Source organism: Devosia albogilva, from assembly GCF_042685625.1.
In the GTDB taxonomy this organism is placed as follows: Bacteria; Pseudomonadota; Alphaproteobacteria; order Rhizobiales; family Devosiaceae; genus Devosia; species Devosia albogilva.
The window spans coordinates 3671204-3686119 of record NZ_JBHUNP010000001.1 but is presented as its reverse complement, the minus strand read 5'-3'; the positions used below and the strand labels follow the sequence as shown (position 1 = coordinate 3686119).

The window sequence follows — 14916 nt, the reverse complement described above, 5'->3', positions numbered from 1 at the left end:
TGCAGCGAACATAGCCCTGGACGCGCTCAGGCGGCAACGCCGCGGTACTTGGCGAACTTCTCCTTAGCTGCTTCCTGACGCGCCAATGTCGCCAGTTCAGCCGTCACGACCCGGCGACCGACCGGCCAGAAAGAAATCCCCGCGAGCTTGAACGCCTGCAGACCAAAGGGGATGCCGATCAAGGTGAGGCAACACAAGACTCCGCCAAGCAGATAGGCCAGGAACAACACCCAGCCGAAGGTGCAAGCCCAGACGACATTGACGATAAAACCGATCGTTCCGGTAACTGCGGTCGTTGCCGATACGCTTTTGCCATCAAGGTCCCGGATATGTACGACTTCACGACCAAATGGCCATGCGGACAACGAGGCCATCTGGAGAGCTGCAATGGTCAAGGGTATGCCGACGATTGACAGTGCGAACACTGCTGCCCCGAGCAGCCAAATCAGGGCGATATACCAACCACCCAAGACAAACCAGATCACATTTCCAGCAAAGCGCATTTCACCCCCTCATTTGCCCTGCTGCGATACTGATCCTGAACTTTGAACAATTGCCAAGATAGTAGTAGTAGTGAGTGCAAAAACGCAAAAGGGCGGCCGCGGCCGCCCTTTGTCTTCGTCGCTCGAGGTGAACCTCAGCGGCTGAACGGGACTTCGGCGTGGAGGCTGTCGCCGCTTTCGACGTAGACGACGTCGAAGGTGACGTCGATCGCGTTGCCGTTGAGATTGATTTGGGCGCTGATGTTGAGGTCCTTGCCTTCTTCATCCTGGTCGCGCTCGCGCAGGTTGAAGATCAGCCCGTTGCCGCGCTTCTGGCCGACGGCGATGCCGGTGAAGGTGGCGTTGGAGGTCATGGCAGCCTCGTAGCGGCGCGAGGCCTCGACATAGGCGATGGTACCGGCGATCGAGAGCTGCGTCCCGGCAAGGGTGCAGCGGCCGTTGTAGTTGACCTTGTCCTGATTGCCCTGGGTCAGGTTGAGGCGGCAGACCACCGTCTCACGGTTGGCGCCGACCAGGACGCCGCGGCCGCGCCACTCGCCGATATAGGATTGAATCAGCGCCACCTCGGCGGGGCCGGCAAAAGCGGGCGCCGCAGAGCCGCCAGCCAACATCAGACCGACAAGCGCGGCAGCCCGCGTCAGGCGTCGGAAAAGGGTCATCGGAAAAGGCCTCCAGTCCAAATCATGCCCCCCGGCAGATCCGTGCCGGAAACCGGTAGCAGAAACCGCGTGTAGCGCCGCCTTCTTCGCCACAATGTGAATGGCAGCAGTGCCTTGCGTCTCTGCAGAATCACTCGCTTCATCTTGTAAGGGGCGGCGATGTTGCGCCGCAAGCAGCAGCCTCACGTGGGAAGCTCCCGCGCGCCATCGGTGCCGCCCTCGCCGGTGGCGGTGTCGCCCGTGGGATCGTCCGGTGTCGGGGCGTGGTCGGCGGTGCGTACGCGGATCTTGCCCAGCGGCGCGAAGAACTTGCCGCCGGCAGCCAGGAGCGCCGGCAGGATGAACAGGTCGCCGATGACCGCGAAGCCCAGGGTGGAGACGAACAGGGTTCCGAACAGCGCCACCTGCGGGAGTTCGGAGAAGGTGACGATGATCACCCCCGAGCACAGGATGATGGTGGTGGCGACGATGGCGCCGCCGATGCGCTCGAGCGTGTGCTTCACCGCCTCGAGATGCGGGCGGCCTTCCTCGCGGCGCGAATGCAGGTAGTGGGAGAGGAAATGAACCGTGTCGTCGACGGCGATGCCAAAGGCGATGGTGAGCGCGATAACGGTGGTCAGTTGCAGTCCGGCACCGGTGAACCAGAGCCAGCCGATGGTGCCGAGCACCGGGAACAGGTTGGGAATGGCCGAGGCCACCGCCACCCGGTAGGACTGGAAGGCGAAGCCGATCAGCGCGATGTTGACCAGCACCGACAGGGTGAGGTCCATCTGCAGCCCCCAGACGATGTCGTCGGTGGCGAAGGTGGTGAGGATGCGGAAACCGCCCACTTCGGCATCGGGGATGCCGGCGGCCGCGAGGTCGGCTTCCAGGTCGCTCACCAGGCGCTTGAGCGCGTCGGACTCGACGATTGTCGGCATGAAGCCGGTGATCAGGGCCTGCGAGCCGTCATCGGTGACGAAGCGCTTGCGCATGAACGGCCCGACAGCCTCGAACACCTCCTCGCGGGTGAACCCGGCATCGGTGTAGTTGGTCATGCTGGCGGCGGAGATGACCTTGTTCTCGCCGAGATAGGATTCGAGCACCTCGTGGACGGTGCGGATCTTCTCGAAGTCCTGCGGGCCGACATTGGGATCCATCTCGACGAGCGGCACCCGGACATAGAGCGGGGCCACCCCGCCGACGCCGCTGTCGATCTGCTCGGCGGCGGTGAGGGCGGTGGAGTCCTTGGCGACGAAATCCTCGAAGGAGAAGTGCGGCTTGATCAGCCCATAGGGGATGAACAGCAGGATGGTGACGACGATGGCCGCGATCGACAGCGGCCGGCCGAAGCGGCTGGCGAGGAACCAGCTCAGCGGCAGGGGCGCGGTCAGCACCAGGCTCGAGCGCTTCGGCGCCTTGAAGCCCATGCGCACTGCGAATTTCAGCAGCAGCGGCAGGAAGGTCATCAGGCAGACGAACAGGAGGAAGGTGCCGATGGCGCCGGCAGCCGAGAACTCGCGCACGCCCTGGCCGGGGGTCAGCGCCAGCGAGGCGAAGCTGACGAAGGTGGTGAGCATGGTCAGCGCCGCGGCGGGGCCGACGAGCTTCACGGTGGCGTCGACGGCCTTGTTGGGCTCCATGCCGTCGCGCCAATAGGCGAGCCAGTTGAAGACGAAGAACATCGACTCCGCGAAGGAGATCACCAGCACCAGGGTGGTGACGATGATGGTGAGGAAGCTGAACGAGCCGAACAGCAGCAGGATCATGCCCATCGACCACATCACGGCGAGGAACGGCGTGGCGGCGACGATCAGTGCGCCCCAGAAGGAGCGAAGGGCGAAGAGGGCGATGATGGCGCCGAGCCCGAAACCCCAGACGGTGAATTTCACCTGGTCGTCGACGGCGGCGTTGAGCATCTCCGAGGTCCAGACCGGCGGGCCGGTGATCTCGATGGAGACGTCGTCGGTCTGGAACGGGGCGATGGTGTCGCGCAGGCTGGCGATCATCGCCTTGGCGCCCTGTTCGCGCACGATTTCCTGATTGGGGAACATGATCAGCACCACGCCGGTGAGGTCCGGGGTGATGAGATTGCGCATCATCGGGTCGTTCTGCTGCAGATCGGTGAGCGCCAGCGCCACCTCGGCGAAGTCCTGCATGCCCTCGGGAACGGCGGGCACGGAGCCGCCGTCTTCGGTCGGCTTGCGCAGGGTGAAGGGCGACATGGTGCCGACGGCGAACTCGTTGAGCTCGAGCTCGAAGGCGAGTTCGCGGATCTGCTCCAGCACCACCGGGTCGGTCAGGCGCGGGGAGCTGACGAGGACGTAGATGTCGTTCTCGAAGGTGCCGAAGGTTTCCGACAGGTGCTCGTAGGCGTCGTAATACTGGCCGGAATGGGCATAGACGCGCAGCAGGTCGCCATCGACATTGGCGCGCGGGATCTGCGTAAAGCAGAGGATGCTGAACAGGAGAACGAGGATCGCCACCAGGCGCGGGAAGCGCAAGGTGGTGAGGCCGATATGTTCGAGGCCGAAGCCGATCGAGCGGTCATGGAGGAAGTGCGCCCACAGGCGCTTGACGATAGACCCCTCAGCCACTCTGCCCCGACTCCCCCGGCGTGCCGACAAATGCCGCGGGTTCTACGGGTTTGTGGGACCTGCGTCCAGTGGTCGCAGGTGCGAAGCCGCCGGACGCGTGGTCGGAGGTGGAGCCCTCAGCCCCTGAGGCGTTCGGCGTTGGCGCGGAGGAAGTCGGCGAGGGACTCGGGTTTGCGGCCGGTGAAGCGCTCGACGGTGTCGGTGACGATGTCGTGGTGACCGGCGGCGGCGTCGAGATCGAAGGCGACCAGCAGTTGCGCCATGAAGGGCGGCAGGCCGGCGGCCTTCATGCCTTCGAGCAGTTGGTCGCCACTGAGCCCAATGCGCTGGATCGGTTTGCCAGAGATCCCGGAGAGGAGCCGGGCGACGTCCTCCAAGGCCACAGGGGCAGGGCCGGTGACGTCGAGGATTTCCTTGGCGGAGGCGGTGAGCAGGGCACCGGCGGCGGTGCGGGCTGCATCGGCGCGGGTGACGTAGTTGCGGCCGCGGCCGCCGGTGGCGTCGAACATCTGGCCGGTGGCGAGGGCAGGGGCGGCGGCGTCGAGGGTGACGTCGGCGTAGATGTGGTTGCGCAGGAAGGTGAAGTCGAGGCCGGAGGCGGCGATGGCGACCTCGGTCCAGTAGTGGTCGGCAATGCCGCCGGCGCTCTCGTTGGGCCGCGGATTGGGGGCGGAAGTATAGACGATGTGCTGGACGCCGGCTTCCTTCGCTGCCGCCACGGCGCGGGCCTGGTGCTCGCGGCGGTTGGGCGCAACGGTGCTGACCAGCAGCATGCGGTCGACGCCAGCCAGGGAAGCGGCGAGATCGGGGGCGTCGAAATCGACACGGCGGACTTCGGCACCCCTGGCAGCGAGCTCAGACAGGGCAGCTGTGTCGCGGGTGCCGGCGATGACGCGGGTGGCGCCGCGGGCGAGCAGCTCCTCGACGGCAATGCGCCCGAGATGCCCACCGGCGCCGGTTACCAGCAGGGTCTGGTTGCTGAAGTCAGTCATGATGTTCTCCTGTCGTGCCACTCTTGCTGCACATGCCGCGAGAGAGTAGGTCTCCAATGGAGAGTGCTACTAGCGACCACCAAGCGGGCGCGAAAGGAGGCACTTTCTCTCTCTCAGGTCACCCGGAGGTAACCCGATGTTCGGACCGAATGATCAGGCCGCAGAGTTCGTGGAGCGCTGGAATGCGGCACCAACCGACACCACCGAAGTCTGCCCGGTCCGCCAGGTGCTCGACAAGGTTGGCGAGAAGTGGAGCGTGCTGCTGGTGATGACGCTGGCGAGCGGCCCCCGTCGCTTCAACGAGTTGCGCCGCCAGGTACCGGACATTTCGCAGAAGATGCTGACCCAGACCCTGCGGGACCTGCAGCGCTTCGGCCTCGTCAGCCGCACGGTGTTCGACACCAACCCGCCATCGGTGGAATACCGGCTAACCGAACTCGGCCAGTCGATGATCGTCCCGCTGGGGCACCTGATCCGCTGGGCGAGCGAGAACTATGGCGAGATCGCCACTGCGCGGGCGGCGTTCGACCGAGCTGCCTGAGCTCGGAGGTCAGCGCGACTCCCTCGTTCTGAGGTCCAGAGCGGCGAGACAAAGGTCGAAAACGGTGGCAGCGGCGGCACGACGTTCGGCGAAGGCCAGGCCGTTCAGGGCACCCGACATCATACGGACGACGATTTCGACCATCTCCACGGTGGCATCACTGCGGATGACTCCGGCGGAGCGTGCCGTCGTGGTCAGTTGTTCGAGGTGGGCGAGGTAGCGGCTGGATAGATTGCGATCGAGATCGGGGTCGCGGCGGATAAGGAAGACGAGTGCGCCCGTCTTGATGAGCTGGTCCAGTATTTCGGCGAGATAGGCTTCGAGCCCGTGGGGGTCACCACCGACGTCGTCGACCAGCGCATCCAGCTTGTCGAGGTTGTTGCGCATGATCGCATGGACCAGGGCGATCCGATTCTCGAAGTTCCGATACAATGTGGCCCGGCCAACACCTGCGGCGACGCAGATTTCCTCGAGCGGGACATCGAGGCCCTTCTCGGCGAAGGCGAGTTCCGCCGCCGCAAGAATGCTCTGGCGCCGTATGGCTGCATCGCGACGCTGAATCCGTTCCTGCAAGAACCATCCGCCTCTTGACTGTAAGCGGACACGAGTGTCCACTTAGTTGTCCGCGTCCAGCGGACTATCCGCCACCTGCCATAGCAGAACCGGGGTCACCCGGCCACGCAGGGACGGATGGAGGTCAAATTGGAGTTCAATAACCATGTCCAGTTCAGCAGCGGGCGGATGGCGCCGCCTGCTTGCACCGCGCATTCTCGCGGTGTTCATCGCCCTTGTGGGCCTCGTCCTCACGGCGGGCGGCATACAACTCGTTACGCTTGGCGGCTCGTTCTACTATGTCGTCACCGGGCTGGCCTGCCTCGCCAGCGCCTGGTTCCTCTTTGTCGGCAGCCGTCTCGGGGTGTGGATCTTTGCGGCCATGCTGGCATGGACGCTGGTCTGGTCCATCTGGGAGGTCGGTTTCGATGGCTGGTCGCTGATGCCGCGGCTCGTCGGCCCCCTGGTGATCGGCCTCTACATGGCCCTGCCGTTCAACTGGCGCCCGTTGCGGGCTGCCTTCGCCCCTAAGGCTGCATAAACGATGAAACTCAAGACACTTAGCGCCGCCCTTGCGGCGACCGTCCTCATGCTGCCGATGGCAAGCATGGCGCAGGAAACCGCACCCGGGCCGACGGACGAACAACTGGCCCCGCCCAATTCCTTGCCGACCAATCCGGAGCTGCAGCCGGGCTCGCCCATCGACGGTCCGGACCAACCCGTCGTGGCGGAAGAACCAGTCGAGACCGAGCCGCCCGCGCGGATCATGAACGTGCCCGGGCCTGCCGACGAATGGCGCTATGCCAGCCAGATCGACGGCAGCAAGTTCGCGCCGTTCGACCAGATCACGCCGGACAATGTCGGCGGCCTTGAGCTGGCCTGGCAGGTGTCGTTCTCTCCGGACGAAACGATCCGTTCGGGCGTGACCGCAGCCCCGATCCAGGTCGGTGACACGCTCTACAGCTGCACCAACAACAACATCATTTTTGCGCTCGACGCCGAGACCGGCGCCGAGAAGTGGCGTTTCAATCCGGAAGCCAATCCCAAGGGCGTGCTGGCCAAGAAGTGCCGCAGCGTCTCCTTCTATGAGGCGTCCGAACCGATCGACGAGTGCCAGACCCGCATCATGGCGGCGACAATCGATGCGCGCCTGTTTGCCGTGAATGCCGAAACCGGCGAGATCTGCAGCAGCTTCGGCGAAGGCGGTTATGTGAACCTCCTGACCGATCTCGGTCCGGTGAAGCCGGGCTTTGCGCTGTCGACCTCGGGACCCATCGTTGCGGGCGGCGTGGTCGTGATCGGCGGCTGGATCTCGGACGGCCAGGAAGTCGGCGAGCCCTCGGGTGTGGTCCGTGCCTTCGATGCGGTCACCGGCGCCTTCGTCTGGGCCTTCGATCCGGGCAATCCCGGCTATACCGGCCGTCCGCCCGAGGGCGAGATCTACGAACGCGGTAGCCCCAATGCCTGGGGCCTGTTCAGCGCGGACGAAGAGAACAATCTGGTGTTCATCCCGACCGGCAACGCTACCCCCGACTACTGGGGCGCACACCGGACGGAGAACTTCGAGGAGTTCACCGATTCTGTCGTGGCGATCGACCTGACCACGGGCGAGATCAAGTGGCACTTCCGCACCGTCAACCACGACATCTGGGACTACGACGTCGGCGCCCAGCCGGTGCTCACCGAGATCGCGAGTGAGGATGGGGAACTTATCCCCGTGGTGCTGCAGGCCACCAAGCGCGGCCAGGTGTTCACGCTGAACCGCCTCACCGGCGAGCCCGTCGACCCCGTGGAACAGCGGCCGGTGCCGCAGGGTGCCGCCGAAGGCGACTACACCGCCGAAACCCAGCCCTATCCGACCCGCATGCCGGCCTTCACCGGTCCGGACCTGACGGAAGCCGACATGTGGGGCATCACGCCTCTCGACCAGCTCTGGTGCCGGATCGAGTTCCGCAAGCTCCGCTACGAAGGCCAGTTCACGCCTCCGTCCGAAGGCGGCAGCCTGCAGTTCCCCGGCTATATCGGTGGGATCAACTGGGGCGCCGTATCGGTGCACCACGACGAGCGGATCATGATTGCCAACTGGACCCGCATGGCCAATCGCGTGGAGCTGATCCCGCGCGAGGAGGCGGACCGTCGCGGCTGGGATGCTGCCGACTGGGAAGGCAACTACACCGTCTCGATGGCGCTGGCCGCCCCGCAGATGGGCACGCCCTTCGCCGTGACCAACCAGCCCTTCATGTCGCCACTCGGTGTGCCGTGTCAGCGTCCACCCTATGGCATGCTGACTGCAGTCGATCTCGACACCTTCGAAGTGCTGTGGGAGCAGCCGGTCGGCACCGCCGCCAATTCCGGTCCGCTCGGCATCAAGTCGGGCCTGACCTGGCAGCTCGGCGCGCCGATGACCGGCGGCACCCTGGTGACCAAAACCGGCGTGGTGTTCTTTGGTGGCTCGCAGGACGGCTATATCCGCGCCGTCGACATGCGGACCGGCGAGGAACTCTGGTCGCATCAGATGCCGAACGGCGCCTCGGCGACGCCGATGAGTTATGTGAGCCCTTCGGGCAAGCAGTACATCGTCATCGCCGCCTCGGGCGCCACCGGCATCTACGGCAATCCGGGCGCCTACCTGCTGGCCTACGCACTGCCCGACTAATCGCCTGATCGACACGGGCGGGGCCGGCGACCACCGGCCCCGCTCCACCGACGGACTTTGCCAGTCACCTGCACCCTGACAAAATCAGGAGCAAGGTTGAGCCGTCGAGCCAGGCCCCCCACAAGTTGCGGTATGAAATCTCATACACGGAACCAATGGGCAGCCCGGGCCACGATATCCGAGATGCTTGGAGAGCCGATCGCGGCGGAGGCAAACCTGCAGGCGCAGCCGTTGACCGGGGGCACCGAGGCCAACGAAGCGGTTCTCTACACCGTTCGCTATCGGGATCCAGCTCAGCGAACACTGCGCGTCGTCGTCAAGAGCCTTAGCGGCCGTCCCGCCCGAGAGGCACAGGTCTACGCCCACTTGGTGCAACCCTATGCCGCCGCGCTGGCTCCGCGGCTACTCGCCGTCAAGCGAGACGGGGACCAATTGTTTCTGGTCATGGAGGCTGTCCGGCCCAACCGGGCCTGGCCCTGGCGGGACAACGCGGCGACCGTCAGGCTTCTGCACGAGCTAGGCCGTTTCCACGCCCGTGTCGAAGGGCGGTCGGTGTCGATGCCTGGTTGGGACTACGATGGTGAGTTGGCGGAGAGCGGGCAGGCCGCCGTTCATTTGCTGGATCAGTGCCGCGCGGCCGAGGAACTCCGGCCGCTGGTTCGGCATCTGACGGTGCTGCGGCGCTTCGCCGAAAATGCCGCTCGCCTGCGGCGGCAACTGCTGGTTGAGGCGCCGTTTCATGGCAGGCCAATCCATGGGGATGTTCACTCCGGCAACGCACTGTTTCGCGGCTCGCTGCCAGGCCGCCCGGTCCTGTTCGACTGGGGGCGCGCGCGCCATGGTTCACCGCTGGAGGACGTCAGTTCAGTGCTGCAGTCCCTGCGGCAATGGGAACCCGAGGCCATGTCGGCCCACGATACGCTCCTGAGGCGCTATCTCTCCGCTTTGGGATTGGACGCTCGGCTGGCGGATGGTGTGCGGAGTGCCTATTGGGTGGCTGCAGCATGCAACCTCCTCAGCGGCGCCCTGACTGTGCATCTCTGGCACGCGTTGGAACACGGCGGCAACGAACAGCAGAAAGCTCAGGCGATTGCGATGGCCCACAACTGCCTCCGCGTCGTACGCCGTGCCCATGCGTGGGCATTCTAGCGCACTATCTTGGTCACGAGGGCGCGCCAGAGGATGATCATCGACCCGCTGCTCGAGGTGACGGAACTCCGTATCGCCAGCAGGACGGTGCCTCGCCAACGAGCCGGCCGCGGCTCTCCACAGCCGAAGCACCCGAAATCCTCGCAATTCGGGGCCGGATCACCTATCTAGGTGGTAGTCAGAACAACGCAGAATCACCCCAGTGACCGATACGCCAGACAATACGGACGGCGGCGCTCTGCCTTCCGATATCGCGCCGATTTCCATCACCGACGAAATGCGCAAGAGCTATCTCGATTACGCCATGAGCGTGATCGTCAGCCGCGCGTTGCCGGATGTGCGCGATGGCCTCAAGCCGGTGCACCGGCGCATCCTCTTCTCGATGAGCGAGAACGGCTATGAGTGGAACCGCCCGTTCCGCAAGTCGGCTCGCGTCGTCGGCGACGTAATCGGTAAGTACCACCCGCATGGCGACGGCGCCGTCTACATGGCCCTGGTGCGCATGGCCCAGGATTTCTCCATGGGGCAGATGCTCGTGGAAGGGCAGGGCAATTTCGGCTCGGTCGACGGCGATATGCCGGCGGCCATGCGCTACACCGAAGTGCGCATGCAGAAGATCACCAACTCCATGTTGGACGATCTCGACAAGGACACGGTCGACTTCAAGCCGAACTATGACGGTTCGGAACGCGAGCCCAGCGTGCTGCCGGCGCGCTTCCCCAACATGCTGGTCAATGGCGGCGGCGGCATCGCCGTGGGCATGGCCACCAACGTGCCGACCCACAACCTCGCCGAGACCATCGACGCCGCGGTGCTGCTGCTCGACAACCCGGATGCGCTGACCGAAGAGCTGATGGAAGTGCTGCCGGGGCCGGATTTCCCCACCGGTGGCATCATCCTGGGCCGTGCCGGCATCCGCTCGGCCTACGAGACCGGCCGCGGCTCGGTGCTGGTGCGCGGCCGCGTCAGCATCGAGGAGGTGCGCAAGGAGCGCGAGGCGATCATCATCACCGAGCTGCCCTACCAGGTGAACAAGGCGGTGCTGGTCGAAAAGATCGCCGAGCTGGTGCGCGACAAGCGCATCGAGGGCATCGCCGACATGCGCGATGAATCCTCGCGCGAGGGCATGCGCGTGGTAATCGAGGTCAAGCGCGACGCGCTGCCCGACGTGGTGCTCAACCAGCTATACCGGTTCACCGCGCTGCAGTCCTCGTTCGGCTGTAACTTCGTGGCGCTCAACGGCGGCAAGCCGGAGCTGATGAGCCTCAAGCAGATCCTCGGTGCCTTCATCGACTTCCGCCAGGAAGTGGTGACCCGCCGCGCCCGGTTCCTGCTCAACAAGGCGCGCGACCGCGCCCATATCCTGGTCGGCCTTGCCGTGGCCGTGGCCAATATCGACGAAGTCATCGCCCTGATCCGCACCGCGCCCGATCCGGCGACGGCGCGCGAGCAGTTGATGACCCGGCGCTGGCCGGCGGCCGACGTCGAGCCGCTGATCAAGCTGATCGACGATCCGCGTCACCGCATCAACGACGACGGCACCTTCAACCTGTCGGACGAGCAGGCGCGCGCCATTCTGGAGCTGCGCCTCGCCCGCCTGACGGCGCTCGGCCGCGACGAAATCGGCGATGAACTCAACGGCCTGGGTGCGGAGATCGAGGACTATCTCGACATCCTGCGCAGCCGCGAGCGCGTCATCGACATCGTCCGCAGCGAGCTCATCGAGATCAAGGAGCAGTTCGGCTCGCCGCGCCGCACCGAGATCAGCGACTCTGCTGCCGACTTCGAGGACGAGGACCTGATCGCCCGCGAGGACATGGTGGTGACCGTGTCGCACGAGGGCTACATCAAGCGCGTGCCGCTCTCGACCTACCGGGCACAGAACCGTGGCGGCAAGGGCCGCTCCGGCATGGCGACGCGCGAGGAAGATTTCGTCTCGCGCCTGTTCGTCGCCAACACCCACACGCCGGTGCTGTTCTTCACCGATCGCGGCATCGCCTACAAGCTGAAGGTATGGCGCCTGCCGCTGGCGGCGGCCAATGCTCGTGGCAAGGCGCTGATCAACATCCTGCCGCTGGAGCAGGGCGAGCGGATCACCACGATCATGCCGCTGCCCGAGGACGAGGCCAGCTGGAGCAATCTCGACATCATGTTCGCGACGACGCGCGGCACCGTGCGCCGCAACTCGCTCGCGGATTTCGTCGAGGTGCGCCAGAACGGCAAGATCGCCATGAAGCTCGACGAGGGTGACCAGATCGTCGGCGTCGAGACCTGCACGACCAACGACGACGTGCTGCTGACCACCGCGCTCGGCCAGGCCATCCGCTTCCCGGTGGAGGACGTGCGCCGCTTCAAGGGTCGCGACTCCATGGGCGTGCGCGGCATCAGCCTGGGCGAGGGCGACAAGGTCATCTCGATGGCGGTGATCAACCACTCCGATGCCACGGCCGAGGAGCGCGCGGCCTACCTCAAGATGAGCCGTGCGGTTCGTGGCGAGGGCGAAGGCGAGGACAACGGTTCGGACGAGGCCGATGTGGTCGCCGGCGAGCTCAGCCAGGAGCGCTACGCCACCATGAGCGCCACCGAGCAGTTCATCCTGACGATCTCGGAGAACGGCTACGGCAAGCGCACCTCGAGCCACGAATACCGGATCACCGGCCGTGGCGGTAAGGGCATCGTCGCCATGGCGGTGAACAAGCGCAATGGCAATCTCGTCGCCAGCTTCCCGGTGGCCGAGGACGACCAGATCATGCTGATCAGCAATGGCGGCCAGACCATCCGGCTGCCGGTGGGCGGCGACAAGCCGATCCGCATCGTCTCACGCGGCTCGCAGGGCGTGATCGTCTTCGACACCGCCGAGGACGAGAAGGTCGTCTCGGTCGAGCACATCAGCGAGCCGGAGGGCGAGGAGCCGCCGGAGATGGACGAAAGCGGCCCGATCACCTCGGGCGGCGGAGAATAAGAAAAGGGGCGCTGCGGCGCCCCTTGTCATTTCCGGCAGGCGGTGGCTTGGTCGCTGTGTCGGGACGGGGGGACATCATGCCATCCACACGCATCGAAACGCGAAGCAGCTGGCTCGGGGAGCGGCGCCGGGACTTCGTCGAGGCCGTCCAGCGGGCGCTGGTGCGCGGCATCCTCATTCCGGAGGATGATCGTTGCGTGCGGTTGATCGAGTTCGATGAAGACGCGATCATCACCCCGCCGCATGCGGGGCCGCGCTATACGGTGATCGAGATCACGCTGTTCACCGGCCGCAGCATCGAGGCCAAGCGCCGGCTCTATGCCGCGCTGGTGGAGGAACTGGCGCCGTTCGGGCTTGAGGCTCGTGACATCAAGATCATCCTGGTAGAGGTGGATCGCGAGAACTGGGGGCTGCGTGGGCTGCCGGGGAGCGAGATCGAGCTGGGGTTCAAGGTCGACGTCTAGCCGGGTTGCGCCGTCCCCATTGGCGTGACAAGAACGTCGGCAAGAATAATGGGGAGTGAGGCATGACGCGGCTCGTCGGCTTTTATCCGGGGTCGTTCGACCCGCTCACCAACGGCCATCTCGATGTCATCGAGCGCGCCTGCAAGCTGGTGGATACGCTGGTGGTGGCGGTGGGAATCAGCGCTACCAAGAAGAACCCGTTGTTCAGCCACGAGGATCGGGTCGCAATCCTGGGACAGGTGCTGCCGGCCATCGGCAAGCGCACCGATACCGAGTTTCGCATCGTCGATTTCTCCGGTCTGATGGTGGCGGCGGCGCGCGAGCATGGCGCCAAGCTGATCATCCGCGGCCTCAGGGACACCACCGACTACAATTACGAGATGCAGATGGTGGGCATGAACGCCCAGATGGCACCGGACCTGCAGACGGTGTTTCTGCCCTCGAGCCCGCCGGTCCGGCATATCTCGGCCACATTGGTGCGGCAGATCGCGGAAATGGGCGGTGACATCTCCGCCTTTGTCCCACCGATCGTGCTCAAGGCTCTCAGCTCCGGAAAATGACCGTGATTACCCGCCGTCTGTTCAACACCCTCGTCGTGGGCGCTGCCGCGCTTGCCGCTTCATCCACCATGGCTAGTGCCCAGGAGGGTAAGCCGCATCTGATCCTGACCCTGCCGCAAGGCGAGGTCGTCATCGAACTGCTGCCGGAAATCGCGCCGCAGCATGTCGAGCGCGTCGTAACCCTGACGGAGCAGGGGGCCTATGATGGCGTGGTGTTCCACCGCGTGATCGAGGGCTTTATGGCGCAGACTGGCGACGTGGCCTTCGGCAAGAGCGGATCGCCCGACTTCAACCTGGCGCGCGCGGGCACCGGTGGCTCCGACCTGCCGGACGTCGAGGCCGAGTTCAACAGCGAGAGCTTCCAGCGCGGTGTGCTCGGCGCGGCTCGCTCGCAGAACCCCAACAGCTTCAACTCCCAGTTCTTCATCACCACCGCCGACGCCAGCTTCCTTGACGGCCAGTACACCGTGTTCGGCAAGGTGCTCTCGGGCATGGAAGCGGTGGACGCGCTGCCCAAGGGCTCGCAGGCCAATAACGGCGCGGTGGAAAATCCCGACGCCATTCAGTCGGCCCGGATAGAGTACCGCTGACTTCCCGCACGGCGGCGCGTTGACTTGCGCCGCCTCACCGATCCCCTTACATCCGCCCGATCTTCCTCAAGCGAAAGACCTCAGCCATGGCCTATGCCGATCCCGAGAACACCCTCGTCATCGAGACCACAAAGGGCCGCGTCGTCATCGAGATGCGCCCGGACCTGGCGCCGAACCATGTCGCGCACATCAAGAAGCTGGCGCGCGAAGGCGCCTATGATGGCGTGGTGTTCCATCGCGTGATCGACGGCTTCATGGCCCAGACGGGCGACGTGAAGTTCGGCAATTCCAACCTGCCGGAGTTCAACCCGGGTCGCGCCGGCACCGGCGGTTCCAAGTACGCCGATCTTGCCCAGGAATTCAGCGCTGAGCCGCATGTCCGCGGCACTGCCTCGATGGCCCGCGCGCAGAACCCGAACAGCGCCAACTCGCAGTTCTTCATCTGCTTCGAAGACGCGCGCTTCCTCGACCGCCAGTACACGGTCTGGGGTAAGGTGATCGAAGGGATGGAGAATGTCGACCAGATCAAGCGCGGCGAGCCCGTGGTCAATCCTGACAAGATGGTGTCGGTGAAGGTCGCGGCGGACATCGCCGAGTAGGTTCAAAGGCCGGCGGTGACGCCGGCCTTTTTTCTTGTCTGTCGCGCAGACCTCATGGTGAGCTTGTCGAACCACGAGGTCGGTAACGCGGTGGCCGCGACCTCCTACTTCGA

The 14916-nt window shown here is 65.0% G+C and carries 14 protein-coding genes; 9 read left to right on the top strand and 5 right to left on the bottom strand.

All coding sequences use genetic code 11. From position 1 onward, the window contains the following. Positions 1-26 precede the first annotated feature (26 nt). From ACFSX5_RS18445 to ACFSX5_RS18430, 4 genes are all read right to left on the bottom strand, one after another. Complete coding sequence (locus tag ACFSX5_RS18445; RefSeq protein WP_386835411.1) at positions 27-503, bottom strand: YccF domain-containing protein; 477 nt, start codon at positions 501-503, stop codon at positions 27-29. A 134-nt stretch (positions 504-637) separates the two neighbouring features. Beyond that, positions 638-1162, bottom strand: a complete 525-nt coding sequence (locus ACFSX5_RS18440; RefSeq protein WP_386835409.1) for a hypothetical protein — start codon at positions 1160-1162, stop codon at positions 638-640. A gap of 182 nt (positions 1163-1344) precedes the next feature. After that, positions 1345-3738 (bottom strand): efflux RND transporter permease subunit, encoded by a 2394-nt coding sequence (locus tag ACFSX5_RS18435; RefSeq protein WP_386835408.1) that lies wholly within the window; start codon positions 3736-3738, stop codon positions 1345-1347. Positions 3739-3854: 116 nt separating this feature from the next. After that, entirely contained in the window at positions 3855-4730 is an 876-nt protein-coding gene (locus ACFSX5_RS18430) for an NAD(P)H-binding protein (RefSeq protein WP_386835407.1), read from the bottom strand. Positions 4731-4866: 136 nt separating this feature from the next. On the opposite strand from ACFSX5_RS18430, the gene ACFSX5_RS18425 reads away from it, so the two are divergent. Then, positions 4867-5271, top strand: coding sequence for a winged helix-turn-helix transcriptional regulator (locus tag ACFSX5_RS18425; protein WP_386835406.1), 405 nt, complete (start codon positions 4867-4869; stop codon positions 5269-5271). 9 nt (positions 5272-5280) lie between these two features. On the opposite strand, the gene ACFSX5_RS18420 is transcribed toward ACFSX5_RS18425, so the two are convergent. Next, positions 5281-5844 carry a TetR/AcrR family transcriptional regulator gene (locus ACFSX5_RS18420; RefSeq protein ID WP_386835405.1) on the bottom strand — a complete coding sequence of 188 codons (564 nt, stop codon included), beginning with the start codon at positions 5842-5844 and terminating at the stop codon, positions 5281-5283. 145 nt (positions 5845-5989) lie between these two features. Here ACFSX5_RS18420 and ACFSX5_RS18415 point away from each other — a divergent pair, with 145 nt between their 5' ends. The 8 genes from ACFSX5_RS18415 (at position 5990) to ACFSX5_RS18380 (ending at position 14803) form a co-directional block, all read left to right on the top strand. After that, on the top strand, positions 5990-6364 hold the full coding sequence (locus ACFSX5_RS18415) for a hypothetical protein (protein ID WP_386835404.1): 375 nt from the start codon (positions 5990-5992) through the stop codon (positions 6362-6364). Between the two features lie 3 nt (positions 6365-6367). Beyond that, entirely contained in the window at positions 6368-8479 is a 2112-nt protein-coding gene (locus tag ACFSX5_RS18410; RefSeq protein ID WP_386835403.1) for a pyrroloquinoline quinone-dependent dehydrogenase, read from the top strand. 183 nt (positions 8480-8662) lie between these two features. Further along, positions 8663-9628, top strand: coding sequence for a phosphotransferase family protein (locus ACFSX5_RS18405; protein ID WP_386835402.1), 966 nt, complete (start codon positions 8663-8665; stop codon positions 9626-9628). A gap of 202 nt (positions 9629-9830) precedes the next feature. Further along, positions 9831-12590 (top strand): DNA gyrase subunit A, encoded by a 2760-nt coding sequence (gene gyrA / locus ACFSX5_RS18400; protein ID WP_386835401.1) that lies wholly within the window; start codon positions 9831-9833, stop codon positions 12588-12590. A 77-nt stretch (positions 12591-12667) separates the two neighbouring features. Further along, positions 12668-13054: a tautomerase family protein gene (locus ACFSX5_RS18395; RefSeq protein ID WP_386835400.1), complete on the top strand. Its 387-nt coding sequence runs from the start codon at positions 12668-12670 to the stop codon at positions 13052-13054. 62 nt (positions 13055-13116) lie between these two features. Then, positions 13117-13614 carry a pantetheine-phosphate adenylyltransferase gene (gene coaD / locus ACFSX5_RS18390; RefSeq protein ID WP_386835399.1) on the top strand — a complete coding sequence of 166 codons (498 nt, stop codon included), beginning with the start codon at positions 13117-13119 and terminating at the stop codon, positions 13612-13614. Then, positions 13611-14204, top strand: a complete 594-nt coding sequence (locus tag ACFSX5_RS18385) for a peptidylprolyl isomerase (RefSeq protein ID WP_386835398.1) — start codon at positions 13611-13613, stop codon at positions 14202-14204. The genes coaD and ACFSX5_RS18385 overlap by 4 nt, the downstream gene beginning before the upstream one ends. A gap of 86 nt (positions 14205-14290) precedes the next feature. Next, entirely contained in the window at positions 14291-14803 is a 513-nt protein-coding gene (locus ACFSX5_RS18380; protein ID WP_386835396.1) for a peptidylprolyl isomerase, read from the top strand. Positions 14804-14916: the final 113 nt, after the last annotated feature.

What these genes read in the sequence shown, in the direction of transcription:
- ACFSX5_RS18445 (WP_386835411.1), bottom strand. Translation starts at nt 503, where the DNA reads ATGCGCTTTGCTGGAAATGTGATCTGGTTTGTCTTGGGTGGTTGGTAT.
- ACFSX5_RS18440 (WP_386835409.1), bottom strand. Translation starts at nt 1,162, where the DNA reads ATGACCCTTTTCCGACGCCTGACGCGGGCTGCCGCGCTTGTCGGTCTG.
- ACFSX5_RS18430 (WP_386835407.1), bottom strand. Translation starts at nt 4,730, where the DNA reads ATGACTGACTTCAGCAACCAGACCCTGCTGGTAACCGGCGCCGGTGGG.
- ACFSX5_RS18425 (WP_386835406.1), top strand. Translation starts at nt 4,867, where the DNA reads ATGTTCGGACCGAATGATCAGGCCGCAGAGTTCGTGGAGCGCTGGAAT.
- ACFSX5_RS18415 (WP_386835404.1), top strand. Translation starts at nt 5,990, where the DNA reads ATGTCCAGTTCAGCAGCGGGCGGATGGCGCCGCCTGCTTGCACCGCGC.
- ACFSX5_RS18410 (WP_386835403.1), top strand. Translation starts at nt 6,368, where the DNA reads ATGAAACTCAAGACACTTAGCGCCGCCCTTGCGGCGACCGTCCTCATG.
- ACFSX5_RS18405 (WP_386835402.1), top strand. Translation starts at nt 8,663, where the DNA reads ATGCTTGGAGAGCCGATCGCGGCGGAGGCAAACCTGCAGGCGCAGCCG.
- ACFSX5_RS18395 (WP_386835400.1), top strand. Translation starts at nt 12,668, where the DNA reads ATGCCATCCACACGCATCGAAACGCGAAGCAGCTGGCTCGGGGAGCGG.
- coaD (WP_386835399.1), top strand. Translation starts at nt 13,117, where the DNA reads ATGACGCGGCTCGTCGGCTTTTATCCGGGGTCGTTCGACCCGCTCACC.
- ACFSX5_RS18385 (WP_386835398.1), top strand. Translation starts at nt 13,611, where the DNA reads ATGACCGTGATTACCCGCCGTCTGTTCAACACCCTCGTCGTGGGCGCT.
- ACFSX5_RS18380 (WP_386835396.1), top strand. Translation starts at nt 14,291, where the DNA reads ATGGCCTATGCCGATCCCGAGAACACCCTCGTCATCGAGACCACAAAG.